General features: G+C 41.1%; 14 protein-coding genes, 2 pseudogenes and 1 riboswitch. Of the genes and pseudogenes, 6 read left to right on the plus strand and 10 right to left on the minus strand.

Features of this window, described 5'->3' with window-relative positions; all coding sequences use genetic code 11:
• Nucleotides 1-147: 147 nt before the first annotated feature.
• Nucleotides 148-262: riboswitch (FMN riboswitch) on the minus strand.
• 106 nt (nt 263-368) lie between these two features.
• Entirely contained in the window at nt 369-1,859 is a 1,491-nt protein-coding gene (locus tag LJE09_RS00925; RefSeq protein ID WP_055059509.1) for an AAA family ATPase, read from the minus strand.
• Nucleotides 1,860-2,208: 349 nt separating this feature from the next.
• Here LJE09_RS00925 and trpS point away from each other — a divergent pair, with 349 nt between their 5' ends.
• The gene (gene trpS / locus LJE09_RS00930) at nt 2,209-3,270 is read left to right on the plus strand and encodes a tryptophan--tRNA ligase (protein WP_022380250.1); all 1,062 of its coding nucleotides are present in this window, start codon (nt 2,209-2,211) and stop codon (nt 3,268-3,270) included.
• Between the two features lie 198 nt (nt 3,271-3,468).
• On the opposite strand, the gene gnpA is transcribed toward trpS, so the two are convergent.
• The gene (gene gnpA, locus LJE09_RS00935; protein WP_055059510.1) at nt 3,469-5,625 is read right to left on the minus strand and encodes a 1,3-beta-galactosyl-N-acetylhexosamine phosphorylase; all 2,157 of its coding nucleotides are present in this window, start codon (nt 5,623-5,625) and stop codon (nt 3,469-3,471) included.
• Between the two features lie 392 nt (nt 5,626-6,017).
• On the opposite strand from gnpA, the gene LJE09_RS00940 reads away from it, so the two are divergent.
• Together LJE09_RS00940 and fliB are read left to right on the plus strand one after the other, a co-directional pair.
• A complete protein-coding gene (locus LJE09_RS00940; protein WP_008704021.1) occupies nt 6,018-6,857 on the plus strand; it encodes an AraC family transcriptional regulator in 840 nt (279 codons plus the stop codon).
• Nucleotides 6,858-6,861: 4 nt separating this feature from the next.
• The gene (gene fliB / locus LJE09_RS00945; protein ID WP_055059511.1) at nt 6,862-8,064 is read left to right on the plus strand and encodes a flagellin lysine-N-methylase; all 1,203 of its coding nucleotides are present in this window, start codon (nt 6,862-6,864) and stop codon (nt 8,062-8,064) included.
• A 162-nt stretch (nt 8,065-8,226) separates the two neighbouring features.
• Here fliB and LJE09_RS00950 read toward each other — a convergent pair whose 3' ends face one another.
• The 4 genes from LJE09_RS00950 to LJE09_RS00965 form a co-directional block, all read right to left on the minus strand.
• Entirely contained in the window at nt 8,227-10,725 is a 2,499-nt protein-coding gene (locus tag LJE09_RS00950; RefSeq protein WP_227310909.1) for a glycoside hydrolase family 3 protein, read from the minus strand.
• A gap of 84 nt (nt 10,726-10,809) precedes the next feature.
• The gene (locus tag LJE09_RS00955) at nt 10,810-11,655 is read right to left on the minus strand and encodes a carbohydrate ABC transporter permease (protein WP_008704027.1); all 846 of its coding nucleotides are present in this window, start codon (nt 11,653-11,655) and stop codon (nt 10,810-10,812) included.
• A 3-nt stretch (nt 11,656-11,658) separates the two neighbouring features.
• Nucleotides 11,659-12,612 carry a carbohydrate ABC transporter permease gene (locus tag LJE09_RS00960; protein ID WP_008704028.1) on the minus strand — a complete coding sequence of 318 codons (954 nt, stop codon included), beginning with the start codon at nt 12,610-12,612 and terminating at the stop codon, nt 11,659-11,661.
• 131 nt (nt 12,613-12,743) lie between these two features.
• A complete protein-coding gene (locus LJE09_RS00965) occupies nt 12,744-14,105 on the minus strand; it encodes an ABC transporter substrate-binding protein (protein ID WP_025580051.1) in 1,362 nt (453 codons plus the stop codon).
• A 413-nt stretch (nt 14,106-14,518) separates the two neighbouring features.
• On the opposite strand from LJE09_RS00965, the gene LJE09_RS00970 reads away from it, so the two are divergent.
• Entirely contained in the window at nt 14,519-17,218 is a 2,700-nt protein-coding gene (locus LJE09_RS00970; protein WP_334303158.1) for a GH36-type glycosyl hydrolase domain-containing protein, read from the plus strand.
• Nucleotides 17,219-17,296: 78 nt separating this feature from the next.
• Nucleotides 17,297-19,708: a GH36-type glycosyl hydrolase domain-containing protein gene (locus LJE09_RS00975; RefSeq protein WP_227310911.1), complete on the plus strand. Its 2,412-nt coding sequence runs from the start codon at nt 17,297-17,299 to the stop codon at nt 19,706-19,708.
• Between the two features lie 47 nt (nt 19,709-19,755).
• On the opposite strand, the pseudogene LJE09_RS18570 reads toward LJE09_RS00975, so the two are convergent.
• A pseudogene (locus LJE09_RS18570) lies at nt 19,756-19,893 on the minus strand (DUF6783 domain-containing protein).
• Here LJE09_RS18570 and LJE09_RS18600 point away from each other — a divergent pair.
• Nucleotides 19,843-19,959 (plus strand): annotated as a pseudogene (locus tag LJE09_RS18600) (DUF6783 domain-containing protein); the annotation flags it as partial. The pseudogenes LJE09_RS18570 and LJE09_RS18600 sit on opposite strands and share 51 nt — an antisense overlap.
• 8 nt (nt 19,960-19,967) lie before the next feature.
• On the opposite strand, the gene LJE09_RS00980 reads toward LJE09_RS18600, so the two are convergent.
• From LJE09_RS00980 to LJE09_RS00990, 3 genes are read right to left on the minus strand one after another with little or no spacing between them, the layout of a single operon-like run.
• On the minus strand, nt 19,968-20,765 hold the full coding sequence (locus LJE09_RS00980) for a helix-turn-helix domain-containing protein (protein ID WP_008704032.1): 798 nt from the start codon (nt 20,763-20,765) through the stop codon (nt 19,968-19,970).
• A 9-nt stretch (nt 20,766-20,774) separates the two neighbouring features.
• On the minus strand, nt 20,775-21,443 hold the full coding sequence (locus tag LJE09_RS00985) for a YkgJ family cysteine cluster protein (RefSeq protein WP_118613944.1): 669 nt from the start codon (nt 21,441-21,443) through the stop codon (nt 20,775-20,777).
• Nucleotides 21,444-21,465: 22 nt separating this feature from the next.
• The gene (locus tag LJE09_RS00990; RefSeq protein WP_118613946.1) at nt 21,466-21,843 is read right to left on the minus strand and encodes a DUF6483 family protein; all 378 of its coding nucleotides are present in this window, start codon (nt 21,841-21,843) and stop codon (nt 21,466-21,468) included.
• Nucleotides 21,844-21,865: the final 22 nt, after the last annotated feature.

Consider the following 21,865-nt stretch of genomic DNA (forward strand, 5'->3'; position numbering starts at 1 on the left):
TTAATATCTGTTTGAATTATCTTCGTGTGAATCTGACTTTTTGCTTCATCATTAAAACTGCTTTGATGATATAAAAAAGCTCTGGAATAAATTTATTATTCCAGAGCAGTCGCTTTCACAGATCAGTTAATTCTTCTGTATCTCTACTACTATCTTCTTTCATCCAGACTGTACTGTCGGCTTCGGAATTGCACCGAATCATACCTTACGGCTCGTGGGCTTTACCACCGGTAGGGAATTGCACCCTGCCCTGAAGATCTTATTTTATTTTTATCAGCAATTTCTAAATTTTATCCTGCTGATGTCTGAAAGTATACTCTTAACTTTTATTTATGTCAAGATTTTTTCAAACATATAATTTCAGTTTTTCAGGAAAGTAATTCTCTTACCATCTCTGCATTGAATGTCACACCTGTCAGGTGGTCTACTTCAATCTGGTACAGGGCATTGGCTGCAATATGCTCTGCCGCCTGTTCCAGGTCACGGATTCCGCTGGTGTTTTTGTGTTTCTCAACAATAGCCTCCAGACCGTCTTCTGTCACTACGCATTCTTCTGCTTTGAGGCTCATACGTTTCAGAACTTTCGGAAGTACATATTTGGAGAAGATAATCTTCTTCTCTTCTGAGGTGTAATCCGGAATATCGATCACTGCAAAACGGGACATCAGAGGTGCGCTGATCTGGGATTTATCATTTGCTGTAGCGATCGGATAAACGCCCACTGTCGGCACCATACATTCCATGTAGTTATCTGTAAATCCAAGGTTGTCAAGCAGTGTCAGAAGTACATCTGCCGGGTTTCCGTTGCCCTTGCCTGATGCTGCTTTATCAAGCTCGTTGATGATGAATACAAGGTTGGATTCTCCTGCTGCTGAGAAGGCTTCCATGATGATTCCAGGCTTTGCGTTTGCATAGATTCTGGAGCTTCCTGTGAGCTGTTCCGGATCGTTGATGGAACTCATATCCAGAGTTGTCCACGGAAGTTTCAGGATACGGGCAACCGCATAGGCAATCTGAGATTTACCTGTACCTGCCGGGCCTACAAGAAGAAGTCCGTATGCCGGAAGTGTATGGGTACGGTTGATCTGAATGATCGTCTCAATGATACGCTGCTTTACAGATTCCATTCCGTAGAGTTCTTCGTCAAGGATTCTGCGGGCTTCCTGAGGATCAATTGCTTCAAAGTAATTACTCTTCCACTGTACATTCATCATAATGGAAAGAGCTCGCTGAGCATGGCGTCTTTCCTCCGGAGATACTTCGTGGGAACGGGCAACTGCAAGGTTTCTTCTTGCCCAGAGACGGATGTTGTCCGGAAGGGTTCTGCCTGCGCAGGTCATAAAATCAGTGATGCTCTGAATACTTGTCAGCTTCATTTCATCTCCTGTTTCTTCCTCATCTTCGTCTTCTGCGATCTCTGCCGGTGCACTGCTTGCAAGAAGTCTCTCGATCATAAACTGAAGAAATCCGTCCTCTGCGGAGAGCTTTGTGCCGCCACCGAATGCGGTCTCACGAATCTTATAAACTGCATATCCTTTCTCCTGATTCTGTCCGGAAAGACGTACATTGATGTGATTCTCTCCAAGCCATTTCAGAAGGCTTACGAATCTTGAATCAATGCTGAGAATATCTGCTGCGAAAGTTCCATCGTCCTCTTTAAACTCAAAGGAAGTACGTTTGATCGGGTTTGTAAAAATACCGCAGGAATGATGTTTCCACTGGTGGCTGCTGTTATCAAGAACCATGATCGGTTTCTCAGGGGATGTTTCCTGTTCATTGGACTGGAAAGTCGTGTAGGTACATTCAGACTGTACACCTGGTTTCTTGTCTGAAGCACCGCTGAAATCAAATACTGGCATGGTGTGTTTACTCCTTTTATCTTATCCTTATTCAGTGTAAAATTTTGTATAATTCCTTATTATTTTAGCAGAATCTTTCCTTTTTATCAATTATGGAAATGTATTTCCTGTATAATTATTCACAAATTTAGCTGCTTTTTGATTCTGACCACTTTTCTCTTCCAATATATCATAATACCATACAGATATATGGTATTATTTAGCGTACATAAAACCATACTGGTGTAACATAATACCTATTTATTCTCTCAAAATCATTGACGGTAACATTCGCAGGCTTTATAATAGGGATAACTGAGAATTTCCAGAAACTCTCTGGAAAATCGGAATTTACTTTTAGGAGAGCAAAATGAGCAAAATTATTTTAACCGGTGACCGCCCAACAGGCCGCCTTCATGTTGGACATTATGTTGGTTCATTATCCGAGCGTGTTCGTTTACAGAACTCCGGCTTATATGATGAAATTTATATTATGATCGCAGATGCACAGGCATTAACAGATAACGCTGAACACCCTGAGAAAGTTCGCCAGAACATCCTTCAGGTCGCCCTGGATTATCTTGCATGCGGCATTGATCCTGAGAAATCCACTATCTTTATCCAGTCCATGGTTCCGGAGCTTACAGAGCTTACTTTCTATTATATGAACCTTGTTACTGTGGCACGTGTACAGCGTAATCCTACAGTTAAATCTGAAATCCAGATGCGTAATTTTGAGGCAAGCATCCCTGTTGGATTCTTCTGCTATCCGATCAGCCAGGCTGCAGACATCACTGCATTCCGCGCTACTACTGTTCCGGTTGGCGAAGATCAGCTTCCAATGCTCGAGCAGTGCAAGGAGATCGTCCACAAATTTAATACTGTTTATGGTGAAACTCTGACAGAGCCTGAGATTATTCTGCCATCCAATAAAGCATGCTTACGTCTGCCAGGTATTGACGGAAAAGCAAAAATGAGCAAATCTCTCGGAAACTGCATCTACCTTTCAGATGAAGAAGCTGATGTTAAGAAGAAGGTTATGTCCATGTTCACAGACCCGAATCATCTTCGTGTGGAAGATCCGGGACGTGTGGAAGGAAATCCTGTATTTATTTATCTGGATGCATTCTGTAAACCGGAATATTTCGCAGAGTTCCTGCCTGAATATCAGAATCTGGATGAACTGAAAGCTCATTATACACGCGGCGGTCTGGGTGATGTCAAGGTTAAGAAATTCCTGAACAAAGTACTCCAGGCAGAGCTTTCTCCAATCCGCGAAAGACGTAAATACTGGGAACAGCATCTTGATGATGTATATGATATCCTCAAAGAGGGAAGCAAGGTTGCTGAAGCAAAAGCTGCACAGACACTTCATGATGTTCGTTCAGCAATGCAGATCAACTACTTTGATGATAACAGCTTAATTAAATAATTATATGCCGGTGGCTACAGCGACCGACAACGATGCGTAAATAAGAAATTCAAACGCAAGATTGTTCAAAAATCAACTTATTGACACATCAAAACAGGTTCAGGCAAAAGCATTCTGCTCACGTCTGAACCTGTTCTGTTATTTCTTCACTGACTTGCTTTTCAATCTATTTTACAGATAAAATCTATCCGATATCTTTCATATCTGATACCATTTGATCTCATTTGCCTCCATATGTAACCGGAAACTGCTTCCATCACCTCTGTAAACTACTGTATCCTGTGGTTCGTAAGTGTTGTTGACTACGCAGTATTTTCCATTTTTTACGTAAGCATGTACTTCTACATTGTAGTTGGTTGAATACCAGCAGTGAAGTTCTTCCTCTGCGGATGCTGACCAAAGGACTGCACGATAAAGCACGCGGCTGTTCTTGAAGCTGTATGGAAGTCCGCTGATATAAACGCCTCTTCCTTTACCGAAAGTCTTTACAGCCATCTGCACTTCCTGGTCTTTCTGGATTAAGATTTCTGTTTCCGGTAAGGCATAAATGTTCTTCTTACCTTCACCGAAATCAACCTCGCCTTCTGCATCTTTAAGGATGAAATGATCTCTGTGTTCTTCCCAGTTATATTTATCTGTATTCAGGTTAAATCCATGTTCTTCTTCTACTCCAAGTACATCATCTAACTGAATGAATCTGCCCTGCCACTGATGTGCTGCCGGTTCTCCTACACCGATAAATCCACCGCCATTATATACAAATTCTCTGACTGCTGTGATGATTGTTTCGTCGATCCAGTTCTCGCCGCCTGACTGTGCAGTGTCCGCATCTCCTACATTGATCACTACGTCAAACTTCTTCAGAAGATCTTTGTCTGCTTTGATATCATCAAAGCTGATAAATGATACATCAAACGGTGCGCCGCTTAATGCTTCGATAATTCCGAAATAAGAATAATTCTGCTTGTAATAGATGGCGTGATGTACCATATGGTTACCCCATGAGCGCATCTTTCCCCAACAATTCAGGACTGCTACCCGTTTTACGCAATAAGGAGTCGTTCCCTGAATGTTATCATATAAAGTGCGGAACTCTTCGCAGACTTCTTTGATATACTGTACAAAATCCGGGAATTCCAGGGCAAGTTTCAGATATCCGCCGTAGCCTATTCTCTGGATCGGGCTTCGAAGGATTGCTCTTCTTGCTGTTACCCAGTTTACTTTTGCCTCCTTTACAGGATCGCCGCCTTCATGGAACGTATCCGGGAAAAAGTATGGCAAAAATCTTCCTTCTGTATATTTTACATTCTTAATATCACTGAACAGACGCAGGGTCGCACCATTTCCAACACTTCCAACTACAGCATCCAGTCCGATAGATGCAAATTCGTCCATAAACGGTTCCATACCAATCCAGTGATCTCCCATGAACATCATGGCCTCTTTTCCGTATTCATGTACGATATCTACCATCTCTTTGGCAAGCTTCGCAACTTCGCGTCTCTGAAATGCCTGGAAATCTTTGAATTCTTTTGAGGGAATCCGATAGGTATTGTTCATGTATCCCTGATCAATGATATATTCCGGTCTGAAAGGATAGCCCACTTCTTTCTCAAACTGCTCCAGAATATATGGGCTGACTGAAGCGGAATAACCAAACCAGTCTACATATTTCTCTCTTGCAAGTTCATCAAATATAAGAGTAAACTGATGGAAAAATGTAGTGAAGCGCACAACATCCACATACTCATGAGTATCCAGAAATCTGCGCAGACGTTCCAGAGAGTGTGCTCTTGTTTTCGGCTGACGCACATCAAATGTAATCTGCGGTTCTACGTCTTTCCAGTCATTTACTACTGCATTGTACATATGTACAGGATCCCACATAATATATGCCAGGAAACTTACAGTATATTCATGGAAGCGTTTCGCAGATAAGATCACTACATTTCCTGTCTCTTCTTCATATGACCACTGATCTGTCAGTACCGGCTCTCCTGTGGTACGATCCATTACTTCCCACCATCTGCGGATATCATCTCTTGTGTTGACTGCAAGCATATTCGGATAGAGGTGATCCATCAGATGAATCTCCAGTGTATCTGCAACCGCTGTGTGGAAAGATGTCATAATATACATCTGCTGGATTTCTTCCGGATGTGCTTTCGCCCACGCATTGTCCTTACGAGTTGTATAGTAGGTTGCATAAATTTTGGCACCTGTGTCTTTTAATTTCTGCGGAAATTCTGTTCCGTCACAGTCACGTATAGCATCAGCGCCCCACTCTTCTATCATTTCCAGTGTCTGTGGAACTACATCCAGGTCAGTTGGTATGGTTACACGACCTTTTCCCATTTTCTGTTACCTCCTTCATTTTGCTGACAAGCGGATAATTACTGTCCGTTCGCTTCTGTAATCACATTATTTTCAGTCTATCTGTTTATAAAATACTTTCTTTCAAAATTTTTTTCAATTCACTTTTTGCTTTGTTTTTTAGAAATCTTGCTCTTACAAAAAAATTATGGTATTATAGAAAATATGTTATCAGCTATCTGAAAAGCCTTCTATTTTTTACCTTAATAACTGATGTTGATTTTATTTTTATCATTTTTTATGCACTTATTCTAATTATCCTGAAGAATCTCAGTTATATCTTTTGCGATATAAAATACTATCATTCAGAATCCGCCAACAAAATTGCTACAAATATACTCATCTGCCGTAAACAGAAGAAAGGAGAATCTGCCATGAGCTCACAATCATTTCGTTTCAGCCCCGAACACCCAACAGCTCAGAATATTACGCTTTTAAATACCTCTTCTTCCCGCTACGAGGGTGACTGGCCCAGTATTCCTCACTCTCATGCCTTTACAGAATTGTTCTATGTACGTGACGGTCAGGGAGATTTTCTGATCGAGGATCAGATTTTCCCAATCTCAAAGGACGATTTGGTCATCATTAATCCACATATCAATCACACTGAAATCTCCAAAGGGAGTCCTCCTCTGAGTTATTTTACAGTAGGTGTGGACGGACTATGTTTTTCCTTTAACGGTCATAAAGAGTATCGCATTTTTAACTGTCGTGAAAAGAAAACAGATTTGTTATTTTACTTTAATTCTCTGTTTCAGGAGCTGGACAGACAGTCTGAAGGATATGAAACCATCTGCAGTCATATGCTGGATATTCTGATTCTGCAGCTTCGGCGCATTACGGATTCACCATTTGAACTGATCACCGCCCAGCATCCAAGTAAAGAGTGCGCTCATATTAAGCGTTATCTTGACTCCAATTACGGGGAAAATATTACTCTGGATCACCTCTCAGAACTCAGTCATCTTAATAAGTATTATCTGAGTCATGAATTTACAAAATATTATGGGATTTCTCCTATCAATTATCTGAACCGAAAACGCATCGAAGTGTGCAAGGAGCTTCTGGAAAATACTGATTACGGGATTTCAGATATTGCGCATCTCACAGGATTCTCCTCTCAGAGTTATCTCTCCCAGAGCTTTCGCAAATCCTGTGGCATGACTGCAGGAACTTACCGTAAACTTAAGAAAAAAAGAAAGGATCCTATTTAATATCATGCAATACACATTTCCAAACTACTATAAAGAATTTTCCTGCATTGCAGGAGCCTGTCCGGATACCTGCTGCGCAGGATGGCAGATCGTGATTGACGATCAGACACTGAAGAAGTACCAGCACTTTAAAGGTCCATTCCGCAATCGCCTGCACAATGATATTGACTGGAAAGAACATGTTTTCCGCCAGTATAACAGACGCTGTGCTTTTCTCAACGAAGAGAACCTGTGTGATATCTACACAGAAGCAGGACCGGAAATGTTCTGCAGAACCTGCAGAAATTATCCTAGACATATTGAAGAATTTGAAGGTCTGCGTGAGATTTCCCTGTCGCTCTCCTGTCCGGAGGCAGCAAGGATTTTACTTTCCCAAAAAGAAAAGGTACACTTTATCACAAAAGAAAAAAAGACAAAAGAAGAAGTCTATGATGACTTTGATTATTTCCTGTTCACTGCACTTATGGACACCCGTGATATGCTTATAGATATCATCCAGGACAGAGCTGTACCCATGCAGAAACGTCTGTGGAAACTTCTGGCTGCTGCACATGATTTCCAGTTATGTGTAAATAAAAATGAACTCTTTAAATGGGAAGAAATGCGAAAACGACATGAAGATTCCGGATACGGAGATAGATTTTGCAGCAAAATTTACTCTCGTATAAATACAGATAACATAGAAAACAGTTCTGTTGCATCTGCCTGCGCAAATACACCAGAACAATTATTTAAAAAAATGTGGAAAACTGTTGTCCCGGAAATGGAGGTTCTGCGCCCGGGATGGCAGGAATACTTAAAGAATTGTCTGACTCCACTGTATAATGGAAATACAGATTCGCAGTCTGACTCCGGAAATCTTTATTCCTGGCAGAAAAGTGAATTTGATTTCTCTTATCCGGACTGGCAGATTCAGGAGGAACAGCTTCTTGTTTACTGGATCTATACCTATTTCTGCGGTGCAGTTTATGATGATGAGATCTTCGCCAAGGTGAAAATGGCAGTTGTGTGCACCCTGTTCATCCATGAATTAAATGTGGGAACCTATCTGAAAAACAACCGGCAGTTTAAGCTAGATGACCAGATCCGTATCTGTTATCAGTTTTCAAGAGAACTGGAACACTCAGATCTTAACCTGAACAGATTTGAAGAATTAATGTCTGAAAAAGAGATTTTCTCCTTTGAAAATCTGCTGAAAATCTGCTGATGCAAATAAAAAATCCAGTTATTATGAGCACTAAATCAATCGGAAGGCCTCTGATGGTCTTCCGATTGATTTTAATAATTAATATTGTCCTCTCATTACTGTATTTTCAGCATATGCCAGAATTCTATCTGTTTTCATTTAGAGCATGTTTGAAAAATCATTTCAACAATCTGTACGCTCTAATCTACGGATCATAGATACCAGATGTCCGGCACAATTTCGGATTTCTTCTTCTGTAAGTTTACCTTCTTTATATGCCTGGCGAATATTCTTATCATCATCCGGATTTCCAGGCATGATAATGTCATTGCCTGCTGCCACACATTTCCATGGAACGCTTCCATCTTCCGGAACTGTTGTGTTCCAGTCTGACATAATTGCTCCGTCAAATCCCCATTCTTTTCTGGCAACTGTCATGCACAGATCTTTGCTGTTCGCCGCATGAATACCGTTGATAAGATTATAGGAAGTCATAATAGAAACAGGATTTCCTTCTTTTACTGCAATTTCAAATCCGCGGAGATAGATTTCTCTGAGCGCACGTTCGGATACGCAGGAGTCAACACCCATGCGGTTATCTTCCTGATTATTACATGCAAAATGCTTGATTGTTACGCCACATCCTGACTTGCTCTGAACACCCCGGATCACTGCTGCTGCCAGCATCCCTGACAGATATGGATCTTCTGAATAATATTCATAATTTCTTCCACATAATGGATTTCTGTGGATATTCATGCCTGGTGCAAGCCACAGATTCACATGAAATTCTTCCATTTCTTCTGCGATTGCTTTTCCAAACTCTGTCATGAGATCTGCATTCCATGTCTGTGCCAGTGCTGTTCCTACAGGAAAAGCTGTGCAGTACTGATAATAAGTGTCTGCATTCTCATGGTGTACGCCTGGTTCCAGAATCCCATTTTCCAGAGAGCCAAGAACACCCATTTCATAGATACTGTCTGCCTCTTTATCTACTTCATACCACTGTCTAAGGCGGATACCTGCCGGACCGTCCGCCATAACAAGAGAGGGGATTCCATACTCTTCCAAAGTACCGCAGGTTTCACCTGCTGATCCCGGTACTCGAATCCCTGCTGCACCAAGAGTACTGATATTCTCTGAAATCTTTCCATAAAGCAGAGGAATCAGCTCTTCTGTAGTTCTGTCTTCAAGAACAGAAACAAATCTTTTTTCTTCCTCTGTCAGATTTTCCTGATTTTTTCCGGCATTTTCCGATTTTGCCGGTATCATCGCAGGTTTAAAATAATATTCCGGAACCTGCGCTGTTATCAGTTTTTCCTGTCTCTGCACAGATTTTTCTTTCAATTCTTTTGTCAAATGAATCTGTTTCAGTTCTTCCTGAAGCGGGCAGATTTTATCCATCTGTTCCAGTACTGTATCATCTGAAACTACCAGAACTGCTTCCAGTTTCAGTTTGTCTGAACTGTTTCCGACCAGAATGCCATATTTGCCTTTTTCCACTATCCATGTATGTGTTTTCTCATTGAAAGAAGCCAGTTGTTTCTGCGGAATCTCAACAGTAAGTGTTTGTGTTTCTCCCGGCTTCAGAAGTCTGGTTTTTGCAAAACCTGCCAGTCTCTTATACTCTTTTTCCAGTTCTGTCTGCGGAAGCGTAACATAAATCTGTACCACTTCTTTACCAGCATATTCATTTCCTGTATTTGTAACCTGAACCTCTGCTCTGATCTTACTTTCTTCCATATTTATGCTGCAACACATCATCTCAAACATAGTATAAGAAAGACCAAACCCAAACGGAAACATCACCTTTTTGTCAAAGCTGTCAAAATATCTGTAACCTACATAAATACCTTCTTTGTATTTTTCCTTTTCCAGATTGCCATTCAGATACCCATACTCTTCTGAAGCCGGATAATCCTCGTATCGCCTTGCCCAGGTTGTTGTCAGTTTACCGCCCGGCACTTCTTTTCCCAGAAGTACATCTGCCAGGGCATCTCCCCCTTCCTGACCAAGCTGAGAAATATTTAAGATTCCTTTTATATTGTCTGTCTGTTCCAGAATATCTGTCAGCTCCACAGGACCACCTGCATTAAGAATAAGGATCACAGGTTTGTTCATTTCTGCAAGATAACGTAAATCTTCCTCTTCTCTCTCGCTTAAATAGTAATCTCCCTTTACTTTGCGGCGGTCTTTTCCTTCTCCTGAAATACGACTGATCACATAAATCACCACATCTGCTTCACAGATATCTTCCTCTGCCACCTTACGTCCCAGCGGCATTGCAAAAGGATTCTCTGCATAGGCATCAAAAGGATTATCTACTTTCTTAGCTTCTTCCAGAACTTTTTCTTTCCACGCCTCTCTCGCCTGCTCATAGCGATTGTGATAATCGCTGATCCAGTCTTCGCTTACAATTTTTACTCCTGCTTCTTTCAGTCCCTGATAAATAGAAGTATTCTTTCTGTTGTTAACATCTCCAGAACCAATTCCACCCTTTACGGTTTTCTCTGCTCCATACCCAAGAAGTGCAGCAGCTGTATCTTTCTTTAATGGAAGGATTCCTTCATTTTTCAGCAGAACAATGCCTTCTGACGCCGCTTTTCTGGCAAGCTTTCCATGCATCAGTTCTCTCTCTGACGGCTGTTCTTCTCTAGTTCCACTGTAAATCCATTTCTTCATATAATTATACTCCTGTTTTTAATATTATAATTCTCATGAAAAGAACCTCCATAGCATTCTCTCTATGGGGGTTCTTAATTCTCATTATTCTTTTACACCACCAAGTGTTACACCTGCAATAATGTATTTGGATAAAAGCAGATATACAATAATGATTGGCACGATCGCAACAGTGATCATCATGTAAATTTTACCCATATCAAAGTTCATATAATCAGCACCACGCAGAGTTGCAATCAGGATCGGCACTGTCATTTTGCTCTTTGACTGAATGATCAGGGCAGGAACGAAGTAATTGTTCCAGGATCCTACGAAAGTAAAGATTGCCTGTACTGCTACTGCCGGTTTCATGATCGGAAGTACAATACTGTTAAAGGTTCTGAATTCTCCGGAGCCATCAATTCTTGCCGCTTCTACAAGGGATAAAGGAAGGGAAGACTGAAGGTAACTGTACATAAAGTAAAAGACTGCTGGAGATGCAATGGATGGAATGATCAGCGGAAGTAAAGAGTCATACATTCCCATCTTTGTGATCAGTCGTAAAAATCCCATTGCTGTTACCTGTGTAGGCATAACAAGAATTGCCATAATAAAGGTAAAAGCTGCTTTCTTCATTTTAAAATCATAAGCATATAGACCATAAGCTGTCAAAGAAGAAAAATATGTACAAAGTGCAGCACTGCAGGAAGATACAACAACACTGTTAAGAATACCGCGGAACATCGGGAAACTTCCGTCATTTGCCACATTCTTCAGATTCTCAAGAAAATATTTTCCGGGAAGTGCTGAAAATCCTTTCTGCAGATCCGCATGGGAACGTGTTGCATTTACAATCAGAATGTAAAAGAAAAACAGACACAGGAAGGATAAAAAGATCAGCACAAGATGAACAAAAATACTGCGCACACGACCTGATGTATTTGGTTTCATAGTTTATCTCCTCCTTCTTTCTTCTTTTGCTTTTTTCTTTGCAGCTTTCTTAGATCCGTCCGGGTCTGTGTCATTTGTCATCTTATATACGATCATACATAAAATACCGCTGACAATAAACAGATATACGGACAGTGCACCTGCCATACCATAGTTCTTGCTCTTTAAGTGGCTGTTCAGGAACATAATCAGAGTCATAGATGTACGGTCCGGATTTCCCTGTCCATTTGTAAGAATCTGAGGAACATCGAACATCTGAAGACCACCGATGATAGATGTGATCAGTGTATAAGCAAGGATCGGACGGATCAGCGGCAGTGTGATATAGAAAAATCTCTTGATACTGTTACAGCCATCCAGTTCAGATGCTTCAAAAATATCCATACTGATACCCATAACAGCAGCCATCAGCATAATTGTTGTATTACCAAACCACATCAGGAAGTTCATAAATCCGACCAGAGATCTGGTTCCGATTACAGAACCCATGAAATCTATCGGATTTTTAACCCATCCCAGAGACATCAGAATAGAGTTAATCGGTCCGTTGGTAGAGAACATGGTAAAGAACAATAATGCAAATGCAGAAGCCATGATCAGGTTAGGAAGATAAATAACAACCTTGAAAAACTGCTGTCCATGGATCTTCAGACGCGCATCTGTAAACCAACATGCCAGAACCAGTGCGATCACAATCTGCGGTACAAATCCGATTACCCACAGAATCAGTGTATTAGCACTGTATTTGAGCATATCTGACTTCAACAGACTCAGATAGTTTGCAATTCCAATAAAATTCGGTCCGATTTCTTTAATTCCTGAACGATAATATTCATAGAAACTATAACGTACAGTATCTACCAGCGGAATCAAAGAAAAGATTAAAAAAGTTATAAAAAATGGAAGGATAAAGATGTATCCCCATTTTGCATAGCTGATGCTTTTCTTTTTTTTCATAGTTCAGCATTCCTTCCTTTACATATTAGCGCCAGACACACATCGCGTTCATGTGTGTCTGGCAAATACAAATGCATCTGTACAGGTTATTTACACCTGAAACTTTTTAACTGTCAATTCAAAAGCGTTTATTATTCAGCCCAGTTAACTTCCTGGATTTCCGGATAACGTTCTTTGATTGCTGTTTCAAAGTTTGATTTTGCTTTGTCATAGTCTACCTGACCCTGGAAGTAATCGCTGAAAGCGTTCTGGAGCAGTTCTACACATCCCTGGTCATAAGCAGAAAGTGGTGCGATCTTGATGTTCTCTGCAACCGGTGCGAAATATTCAAATGGATTCTGTCCGCCAAGGAAGTCAGATGCGAAAGTATCATCTGTTGCAACTTCCTGCATACCACTCTTTGTATTTGTAAAGTCAGAATAATCTTTGGAAATCTTTAATAAATTGTCCTTATTTCCTGTCAGTGCAAGAATGATATCTTTTGCATGTTCCGGATTATCTGTTCCTGTTGCTGCATGGATGTAAGAACCGCCCCAATTGTATTCCTGTGGTGGATTTGTAACAGCCCATTCTCCGTCTTCTCCATCCCAGTTTGGTTTCAATGTAAAGTCAATTCCCCATGCCGGGAAGAGGAATGCAAATACTTTGGATTCAGATCCCATAGCTTTGTTCCAGTCATCATTCCACTGACCTTTTACAGTTTTGTTCAGGTATCCTGCATCCAGCCATTCTTTGGAATCTTTGATCCAGTTCATTACCTGCTGGTCCACATTAACAGTTGTTGCACCGTCTTCTACCCATGGCTGGGAAATGCTGTTTCCATACAGTCTGAATGTATCAGCATAAGAAGCAAATGTGTAATATCCTTTTGCTTTCAGTTCTTCAGCTGTAGCTTTTGCTGTATCCCAGTCTTTCATTTTCTTGCCTACTTCTTCAGGATCGTCGGTTCCGAACACATCTTTGGCAATATCACGACGATATACAAGAAGTCCAGGGCAGCACTGCCATGTAGATCCTCTCTGTACTCCATCTGCATCAGATGCAGTTGTTTTTGTAAAGTCATACTGATCTGCAAGATCTTTGTCAGGATCAATTCCAAGATCTTTCAGAGGCATTGCCACATCCGCTGCTGCATCTGTATATTTGTATACATAATCTGTTTCTGATAAGAAGATATCTACCTTATCATCTGCTGATGCATCAGCCTGATTCATAAGAGCTTCATCAAGTTTCTGCTGATAAACACCATCCTGATTTGGATTTATGATCCAGTGAATTTCTGTTCCATCGTTTAATGTTGTTACTGTTCCGTCTTTGGATGTTTCTTTTACTTCAGGATATACTGCTTCCAGACGCTGACGGAATTCATCATTCCAGGAATAAATATTGATTACTTTTCCTTCTTCATCTGCATGTACGATTGTAGCGGTTCCGCCCATTGTACCTGCAATTACGGATGCTGTAAGTAAAACAGCTAATGCTTTCTTTTTCATTAAAAAAGCCCTCCTTTTTCTTTTTTTCTCTTTGTGAGTTTCTTGCCTCACCTGATGTATCAGATTATAGCTTAAGCTGCTTTTCGGGTATATTATAATTTCCACCAAAATGTCAGATTCATGACCTCATTGTATTCTTTTTATGCACAGACAGATTTTGTCATTTAATAAGGAAATCTTTCCTAAAATCATAATCTTTCTGTTTTTTTATTAGTATTTTTGTATAAAAAGTACCATTTTTCTATAAATCAGCCAGATGAATATTCGCAATCTGATTCATTACCTGCTCATATATTTTTCTGAAATTGTGTTATTTTATGTCATGATTCTGATACTTACTTCATGTTTCTTATTTCCGAAAGATCTCAGTTCCGATATAATTTCCATACAATATTTATGGAAGGAGAAAAATGTTGAAACATATTAAGTTTATTGATAATCATGGAAGCTTTTGTGTGAACAGACCGGAAAATACCAGTTATCTTTATTTTCCTCTTGCATCAGAAGCAGGTCTGAAAAGTTCCGTCACACCAGTGCTTGGAGGTGACAGCAAAATTGATCAGGATACCTTCCTGCTGGAACCGGTCAGTTCCGAAAATCTTCATAACAATCGTTCTTCCAGAAATTTCTGGATCGTAAAAGAAGGACACATTCCTTATTCAGTAACAGGTTCCTCTGCTCAGCAGGAAGCCGACCGTTTTACTGACAGGCAGGAAGACAGTGAACTAACCGCCGGATTCATGTGGCAGACTTTGAAAAGGACTTCCAGAGAACTTGGGCTCATCTCCACAGTTACTTCTTTTATCCCCAAAAGTGATAATGTGGAGATTATGTATGTGACAATTGAAAACCAGACAGATACTGTACAGAAATTTACTGCATATGGTGCAATTCCTGTTTACGGAAGAAGTGCAGATAACATTCGTGATCATCGAAATGTCACTTCCATGCTCCATCGTATCGAGACAACAGAACATGGAATCAACGTCTGCCCCACCATGTCATTTGACGAGCGTGGACATCAGCCAAATCATAAAATCTATTATGTAAATGGCTGTTCCGGAAAGGGAGAAAATCCGATTTCCTATTATCCGACTGTAGAAGATTTTATCGGAGAAGGTGGTACCTATACACATCCACGCACAGTATATGAAGGATATAAAGGAGTTCCCGCACACAGTCTGGCAGCAGGAAAGGAAGCAATGGGTGCTTTCTGTTTCTCATCTTTCACACTGGCTCCCGGTGAAAAAACAGACTTTATTTTATTATCAGGTATTGCCGACAGTAAAGAAGAAATTGAAAATATTTTTGAAAAATACAATACTTCCGATAAAGTAAAAAATGCACTGGAAGAAACCAGAATTTACTGGAAAAAACAGGTAAACGTTGACTTCCACACACAGGATCCTGACTTTGACAGTTATATGAAATGGGTAAGTTTCCAGCCATTCCTGCGCCGTTTATTTGGCTGTTCTTTCCTTCCTCATCATGATTACGGACGTGGTGGACGCGGATGGCGTGATCTGTGGCAGGATTGTCTTTCTCTTCTGCTGATGAATCCTCAGAATGTAGGTGCCATGATTGAAAAGAATTATGGCGGCGTACGTATTGATGGTACAAATGCTACTATTATCGGAGACGGTGACGGCAATTTTATCGCTGACAGAAACGGAATCGCACGTGTATGGATGGATCATGCACTCTGGCCGCTAATCACGACCAGTCTTTATATTAATCAGACCGGAGATATAGAGATCCTTAAGAAACAGGTTCCTTATTTTAAAGATGCACAAACCATGCGCGGCACAGAAATTGATACTCTCTGGAATGACGCATATGGAAATAAACAGCGCACCGAAGACGGTCAGGTATATACCGGAAGTGTTCTGGAGCACATTCTGATCCAGCAGCTTGCCGCTTTTTATGATGTAGGTGTTCATAATATTTACCGTCTCCGCGGAGCTGACTGGAACGATGCCCTGGATATGGCAGCAGAAAATGGTGAAAGTGTTGCCTTTACCTGTGCTTATGCGGGCAATCTCCACACTCTTGCTTCCATATTACGCCTTATGGAATCTGCAGGCGAAACCAGTATCCCACTGTCAGAGGAAATTGAAATCCTGCTGAACGACCAGACAGATATGTTTGACAGTGTATCTGAAAAGAAAAAGGTTCTTACTGAATATGCCAAAAGCTGCAGGCATAACCTGAGCGGCAGAAAGAAAAACTTCTCTCTCTCCACACTTGCTGCCAACCTGATCCAGAAATCCAACTGGCTGACAAATCATATCCGTTCACAGGAATGGATTGATGGCAAAGACAACGAAGAAGGATGGTATAACAGCTATTACGATAATCATGGAGAGGCAGTGGAAGGTTTCCACCATGAACAGGTGCGTATGATGCTCACGGGCCAGGTTTTCTCTATTATGGGAAATGTTGCCACTGATGCGCAGATCAGAAAAATCGTAAAAAGCGCAGATCATTATCTTTACAGAAAAGAAATTGGCGGTTACCGCCTGAACACAGATTTTCAGGAACTGAAGTTTGATATGGGGCGTATGTTCGGTTTCGCTTATGGCGAAAAAGAAAACGGTGCTGTTTTCTCTCATATGGCAGTTATGTATGCAAATGCCTTATATCAGAGAGGCTTTGCAAAAGAAGGCTGGAAAGCATTGCGTTCTCTGTCTGATACAGCTCTCGACTTTGATACCAGCCATATCTACCCGGGAATTCCTGAATATTTCCGTTCAGACGGACGTGGCATGTATCATTATCTGACAGGTGCTGCAAGCTGGTATCTTTTTACCATGATCACAGAGGTCTTTGGTGTCCGTGGAGTTTTCGGAAACCTTTTGGTTCATCCAAAACTTCTGGCAGAACAGTTCGATGAAGCAGGAACTGCTTCTGTCTCTGTTACTTTTGCAGGAAAACAGTTCCATGTTACCTACCGAAACACAGACAGAAAAGATTATGGTTCTTATCATATCGCCGCTGCGGACTGCGACAAAACAGCAATAGAAATCGCAGAAGATTCCCATATTATGATCTCCAGAGAATTTATTAACAACCTCTCTTCTGATCTTCATGAAATTACAGTGACACTTGCCTGAAAACAATAGCTGCTCAGCCTCCATAAAAGCAGTCGACAGGCAGTTATAAATATTGTTCTGACAGAAAGGATTTACTATATGAAATACGGATATTTTGACAATGAAAACCGAGAATACGTGATTACTAATCCGGCAACACCTGCACCATGGGTGAACTATCTGGGTTCCCCGGAGTACGGTGCAATCATTTCCAATAATGCAGGGGGCTACAGTTTTGCAAAATCCGGTGCAAACGGACGTATCCTGCGCTATGTTTTTAATAACTTTGACCAGCCGGGACGTTACATTTACATTCGCGATGACAGATCATCAGACTTCTGGTCTGCATCCTGGCAGCCTGCAGGCAAAGATCTGGCTCAGTATAAGAGCGAATGCCGTCACGGAATCGGTTATACAAAAATTTCTGCCGACTACAGCGATATTCACTCAGAAGCCCTTTACTATGTTCCTCTTGGAAAGAGTTATGAAGTATGGGCATTATCTGTGACCAATCATTCTGATCACGAAAGGAACCTGACTCTCAGCGGATATGCAGAGTTTACCAACCACAACAATTACGAACAGGATCAGGTTAATTTACAGTACTCTCTTTTTATTTCTCGTACACTGTTCGAAGGAAACAGGATTACTCAGCAGATTCATGGAAATCTTGATGCAATTCCTGAAAATGAGAAAGTAGATGAGAAAAATGTGACAGAACGTTTCTTTGGACTTGCAGGTGCTGAGGTTTCTTCTTACTGTGGGGACAAAAATGAATTTCTCGGAAGTTACCATGGATATGGAAACCCTGAAGGTATTGTCTGTGGTGATCTTGGTGATAAGACAAGCTATAATGAAAACTCCTGTGGTGCTCTCTCCTGCAAAATAACTCTTAAAGCAGGTGAAACCAGAACAATTGCTTTTCTTCTTGGAATGAAACCGTCATCTGAAGCTGCTGAAGTAATCAGATGTTACGAAAATCCGGCTCCAACTGTAGCAGAAGAACTGGAAGCATTAAAAGCTGACTGGAACAGTAAGCTTGATAATCTTAAAGTCAGCACTCCAAGTCCGGAATTTGATACTATGATTAATACCTGGAACGCATACAACTGTTTTATGACTTTCATCTGGTCCCGTGCAGCTTCCTTCATTTACTGTGGACTCAGAAATGGATACGGATACAGAGATACTGTACAGGATATTCAGGGAATCATCCATCTGGCACCGAAAATGGCACTGGAAAAGATTCGTTTCATGCTGTCTGCTCAGGTAAATAACGGTGGCGGACTCCCTCTTGTCAAGTTTACTCACACACCTGGAAAAGAAGATACTCCGGATGATGCTTCTTATGTACAGGAAACCGGCCATCCGGCTTACCGTGCAGATGATGCATTATGGCTTTTCCCAACTGTATATAAATATATTTCAGAAACCGGAAACACTGCTTTTCTTGATGAAGTGATTCCTTTTGCCAACAAAGAAGAAGCTACTGTATACGAGCATCTGAAACGTGCAGTTGCCTTCTCCCTTGATCACCTTGGACCGCACGGAATGCCCGCCGGACTTTATGCAGACTGGAATGACTGTCTCCGTCTGGGTGCAAACGGAGAATCTTCTTTTGTTGCTTTACAGTTCTATTATGCAATGACAATCCTGAAAATCTTTGCCGAATATAAAAAAGATACAGAATATGTACAGTATCTTGAAGAAACTCAGAAAGCATTTGGCGAAAAAGTTCAGGAACTGTGCTGGGATAACGACCGCTTCGTACGTGGTTATACAGAATCAGGAGAAAGAATCGGTGAAGCTGCTGCTCCTGAAGCAAATATGTGGCTGAATCCTCAGAGCTGGGCAGTTATCAGTGGTCTTGCTACCCCGGAACAGGGAGACGCAGCACTAAATAATGTATATGAACGTCTGAATACGGAATATGGCGCAATCCTTATGGATCCTCCTTACCATGCACATGCTTTCGATGGTGCACTGGCAGTTATCTATAATCAGGGTACCAAAGAAAACTCCGGTATTTTCTCCCAATCCCAGGGCTGGCTGATTCTTGCTGAAGCACTCCGCGGTCATGGAGAACGTGCTTTTACTTATTTTATGGAAAATTCTCCTGCTGCGCAGAATGACTGTGCCGAAATCCGTCGTCTTGAACCATACTGCTATGGTCAGTTTACAGAGGGAAAAGCAAGCAAACACTTTGGACGCTCTCATGTTCACTGGCTGACAGGAACTGCTTCTACTGTAATGGTAGGATGTGTGGAAGGTATCCTCGGACTTCGCCCTGATCTTGAAGGACTTCGACTGTCTCCTTCTGTGCCAAAAAGCTGGAAACACTTTGAGATTGAGAAAGTTTTCCGTGGAAAACAGCTTCATATCTCTGTAGAAAATCCAGACGAAAAAGAATCTGGCTGCTGCAGTCTGGTTCTTAACGGACAGAAATTAGCAGATAATTATATCCCTGAAAACCTTCTTCAGGATAAGAACGAAATCATATTAACTCTTTAATCCCCCGATATTACCAGATGAAAATAAGCGGTCGGCTTACAGAAAATTTATATTCCCTGTAAGCTAGAGCGTGTCTGAAAAATCATTCCCGCAATCTGCACGCCCCACTTTGCGGGATATTTCACCCGAATTCAGTTGCCGTAGCCCGCTACGGCGCCCTCATCCGGGCAAAATATACCACAAATTGTGACGCACATCTTGCAGAAAGCCTTTTTCAGACACGCTCTAGCCGCCTGTTTTACTTATCTTAATATTTTGATTAATCCTGTTCTTTTTTCAGTTCCGACTCTGATGCGACACAAAGTTCTTTTTCTATATCCCAGTGTATCATATAATGTTCATCCCTGTATTTGCCCGGTGTCATTCCCGTAACTTCCCGAAACTGCTGGATGAAATGACTCTGGGAAGAAAAGGAAAGACGGTTTGCAATCTCAATGATCGGATAATCACTGTACTGCAAAAGATTTTTCGCCATTTCTATCTTCTGTCTGCGGATATAGGCACTGACCGATATTCCTGTTTCTTTTTTAAATAATCTGGAGAGATAGCTCGCAGATACTCCAAGTGAATCTGCAAGATCTTCTATTGTAATTCGTTCTTTGATATGAGAATAAATGTATTCTTTACTTGCGTTGATATGTTTAGAATAAGTGTTGTCTCTGAAATATCTGCGCATTTTTTCAGTATAATCCATCACCATCTCATCATGAAGGCTCTGAACCTCTTCTACTGTATGAATGCCATCCAGCTTTTGAATATAAAAATCACTCAAGCGAAATGCCTGTTCCATCTCCATTCCATTTTGTTTACAGAGTCTGGTTATCATTGCGGTAGTGATAACAAAATGATATTTCATATTTGTGACCGCATTCTTTGACAGTACTCCCACACCATCACACTCTGTAAATCTCTGCCGTTCACAATTCTTCTTAACAGTTTTTATATCTCCACTTGCAACTGCACGATAGAACAATAATTCCTCTGTCGGTTCTCTGTGCTTAATTTCATCAAACTCATCTTCCGCCTCAAAAAGAAGCCATTCGTTCTGATAACTCATATGTCCCTCCTACGCCAGTGCCAGCAATTCTTTTCCTTCTTTCAGTCTCTCATAAAACTGTATGTAGAAATCCTGATTTTGATCATATGGTTTGAGATAGAATCTGTTCACCACAAAGAGGTTCAGATTTCTGATCAGATTTGGATCCTCAGCATTGTACAGTACTTCCTGCACATCCAGCAGAAAATAATGCCAGTCATTTACAAATTTCTCATATTTTTTCAGATCCGGTGTGTCCACCCACTTCTTTACCTTGATCTTACTGCGGTTTGTTTTAGGACATTCGTGAATCTGAAGAATATATTTAAAACTGCCATTCTCGTAGAGTCTTCCCAGCGGGAATAATCTGCAGAATCCCGGCCGAATAGAGTGGATGTGACAGCGTCCTTCACTGTTAAGGAATATACACTGTTCCTTAACTCCTGTCATCCGAAGATGCGGAAGGATATTTCCATCTGTCACTCCCAGTTCCAGATATTCCTGTAAAAGCTGCTCTGCTGATTTCTGTAATCCTGCCGACAATCTGTATACATCATATGGATCCAGGAGCACAGAATCTCCCATTCCCTGACAACAGTCACAGCAGCCTTCACAGTCATGGCAGTCTGCCTTTACCATATCATTAGAATCATATAATTTACCATCCGAAATCTCTTCCAGTGTCTGTTCTCTGCGCATATGCTATGCTTTTTCCTTTCTCTCAAAAAGCCTCTAATCCTGTAACACCCCAGTCTGAAGCAAGATCTTTCATACCTTCCAAAACTTCCTCCCTTGAATATCCGTTATCATCCAGGAAATCTCCATCCATATCATTCAGATACAGATAAAAGGTCAGTGCCAGTTCCAGATAGTCTACATCATCTTCTACCATACCCATATATAATTCGTTTTCTGCTTCATTGATCTTGCCTTCTTCTGCCAGTTTCATAATTGTAGCAAAAAGCCGGTCTGCCTCTGTGTAATCTGCTTTCTTCTCCGGAAGTTTGTAATTGGGCTGCTGCTCATGAAGCAGAAGCTTCGCGATCAGTCTTCCTACGTCCTGAATATTTCTTATCATATGATCATCCTGTACTGCCATAATATTATCTTCCCTTCTTTTT

Source organism: Blautia sp. DFI.3.45, assembly GCF_020593505.1.
Lineage (GTDB): Bacteria > Bacillota > Clostridia > Lachnospirales > Lachnospiraceae > Blautia_A > Blautia_A wexlerae.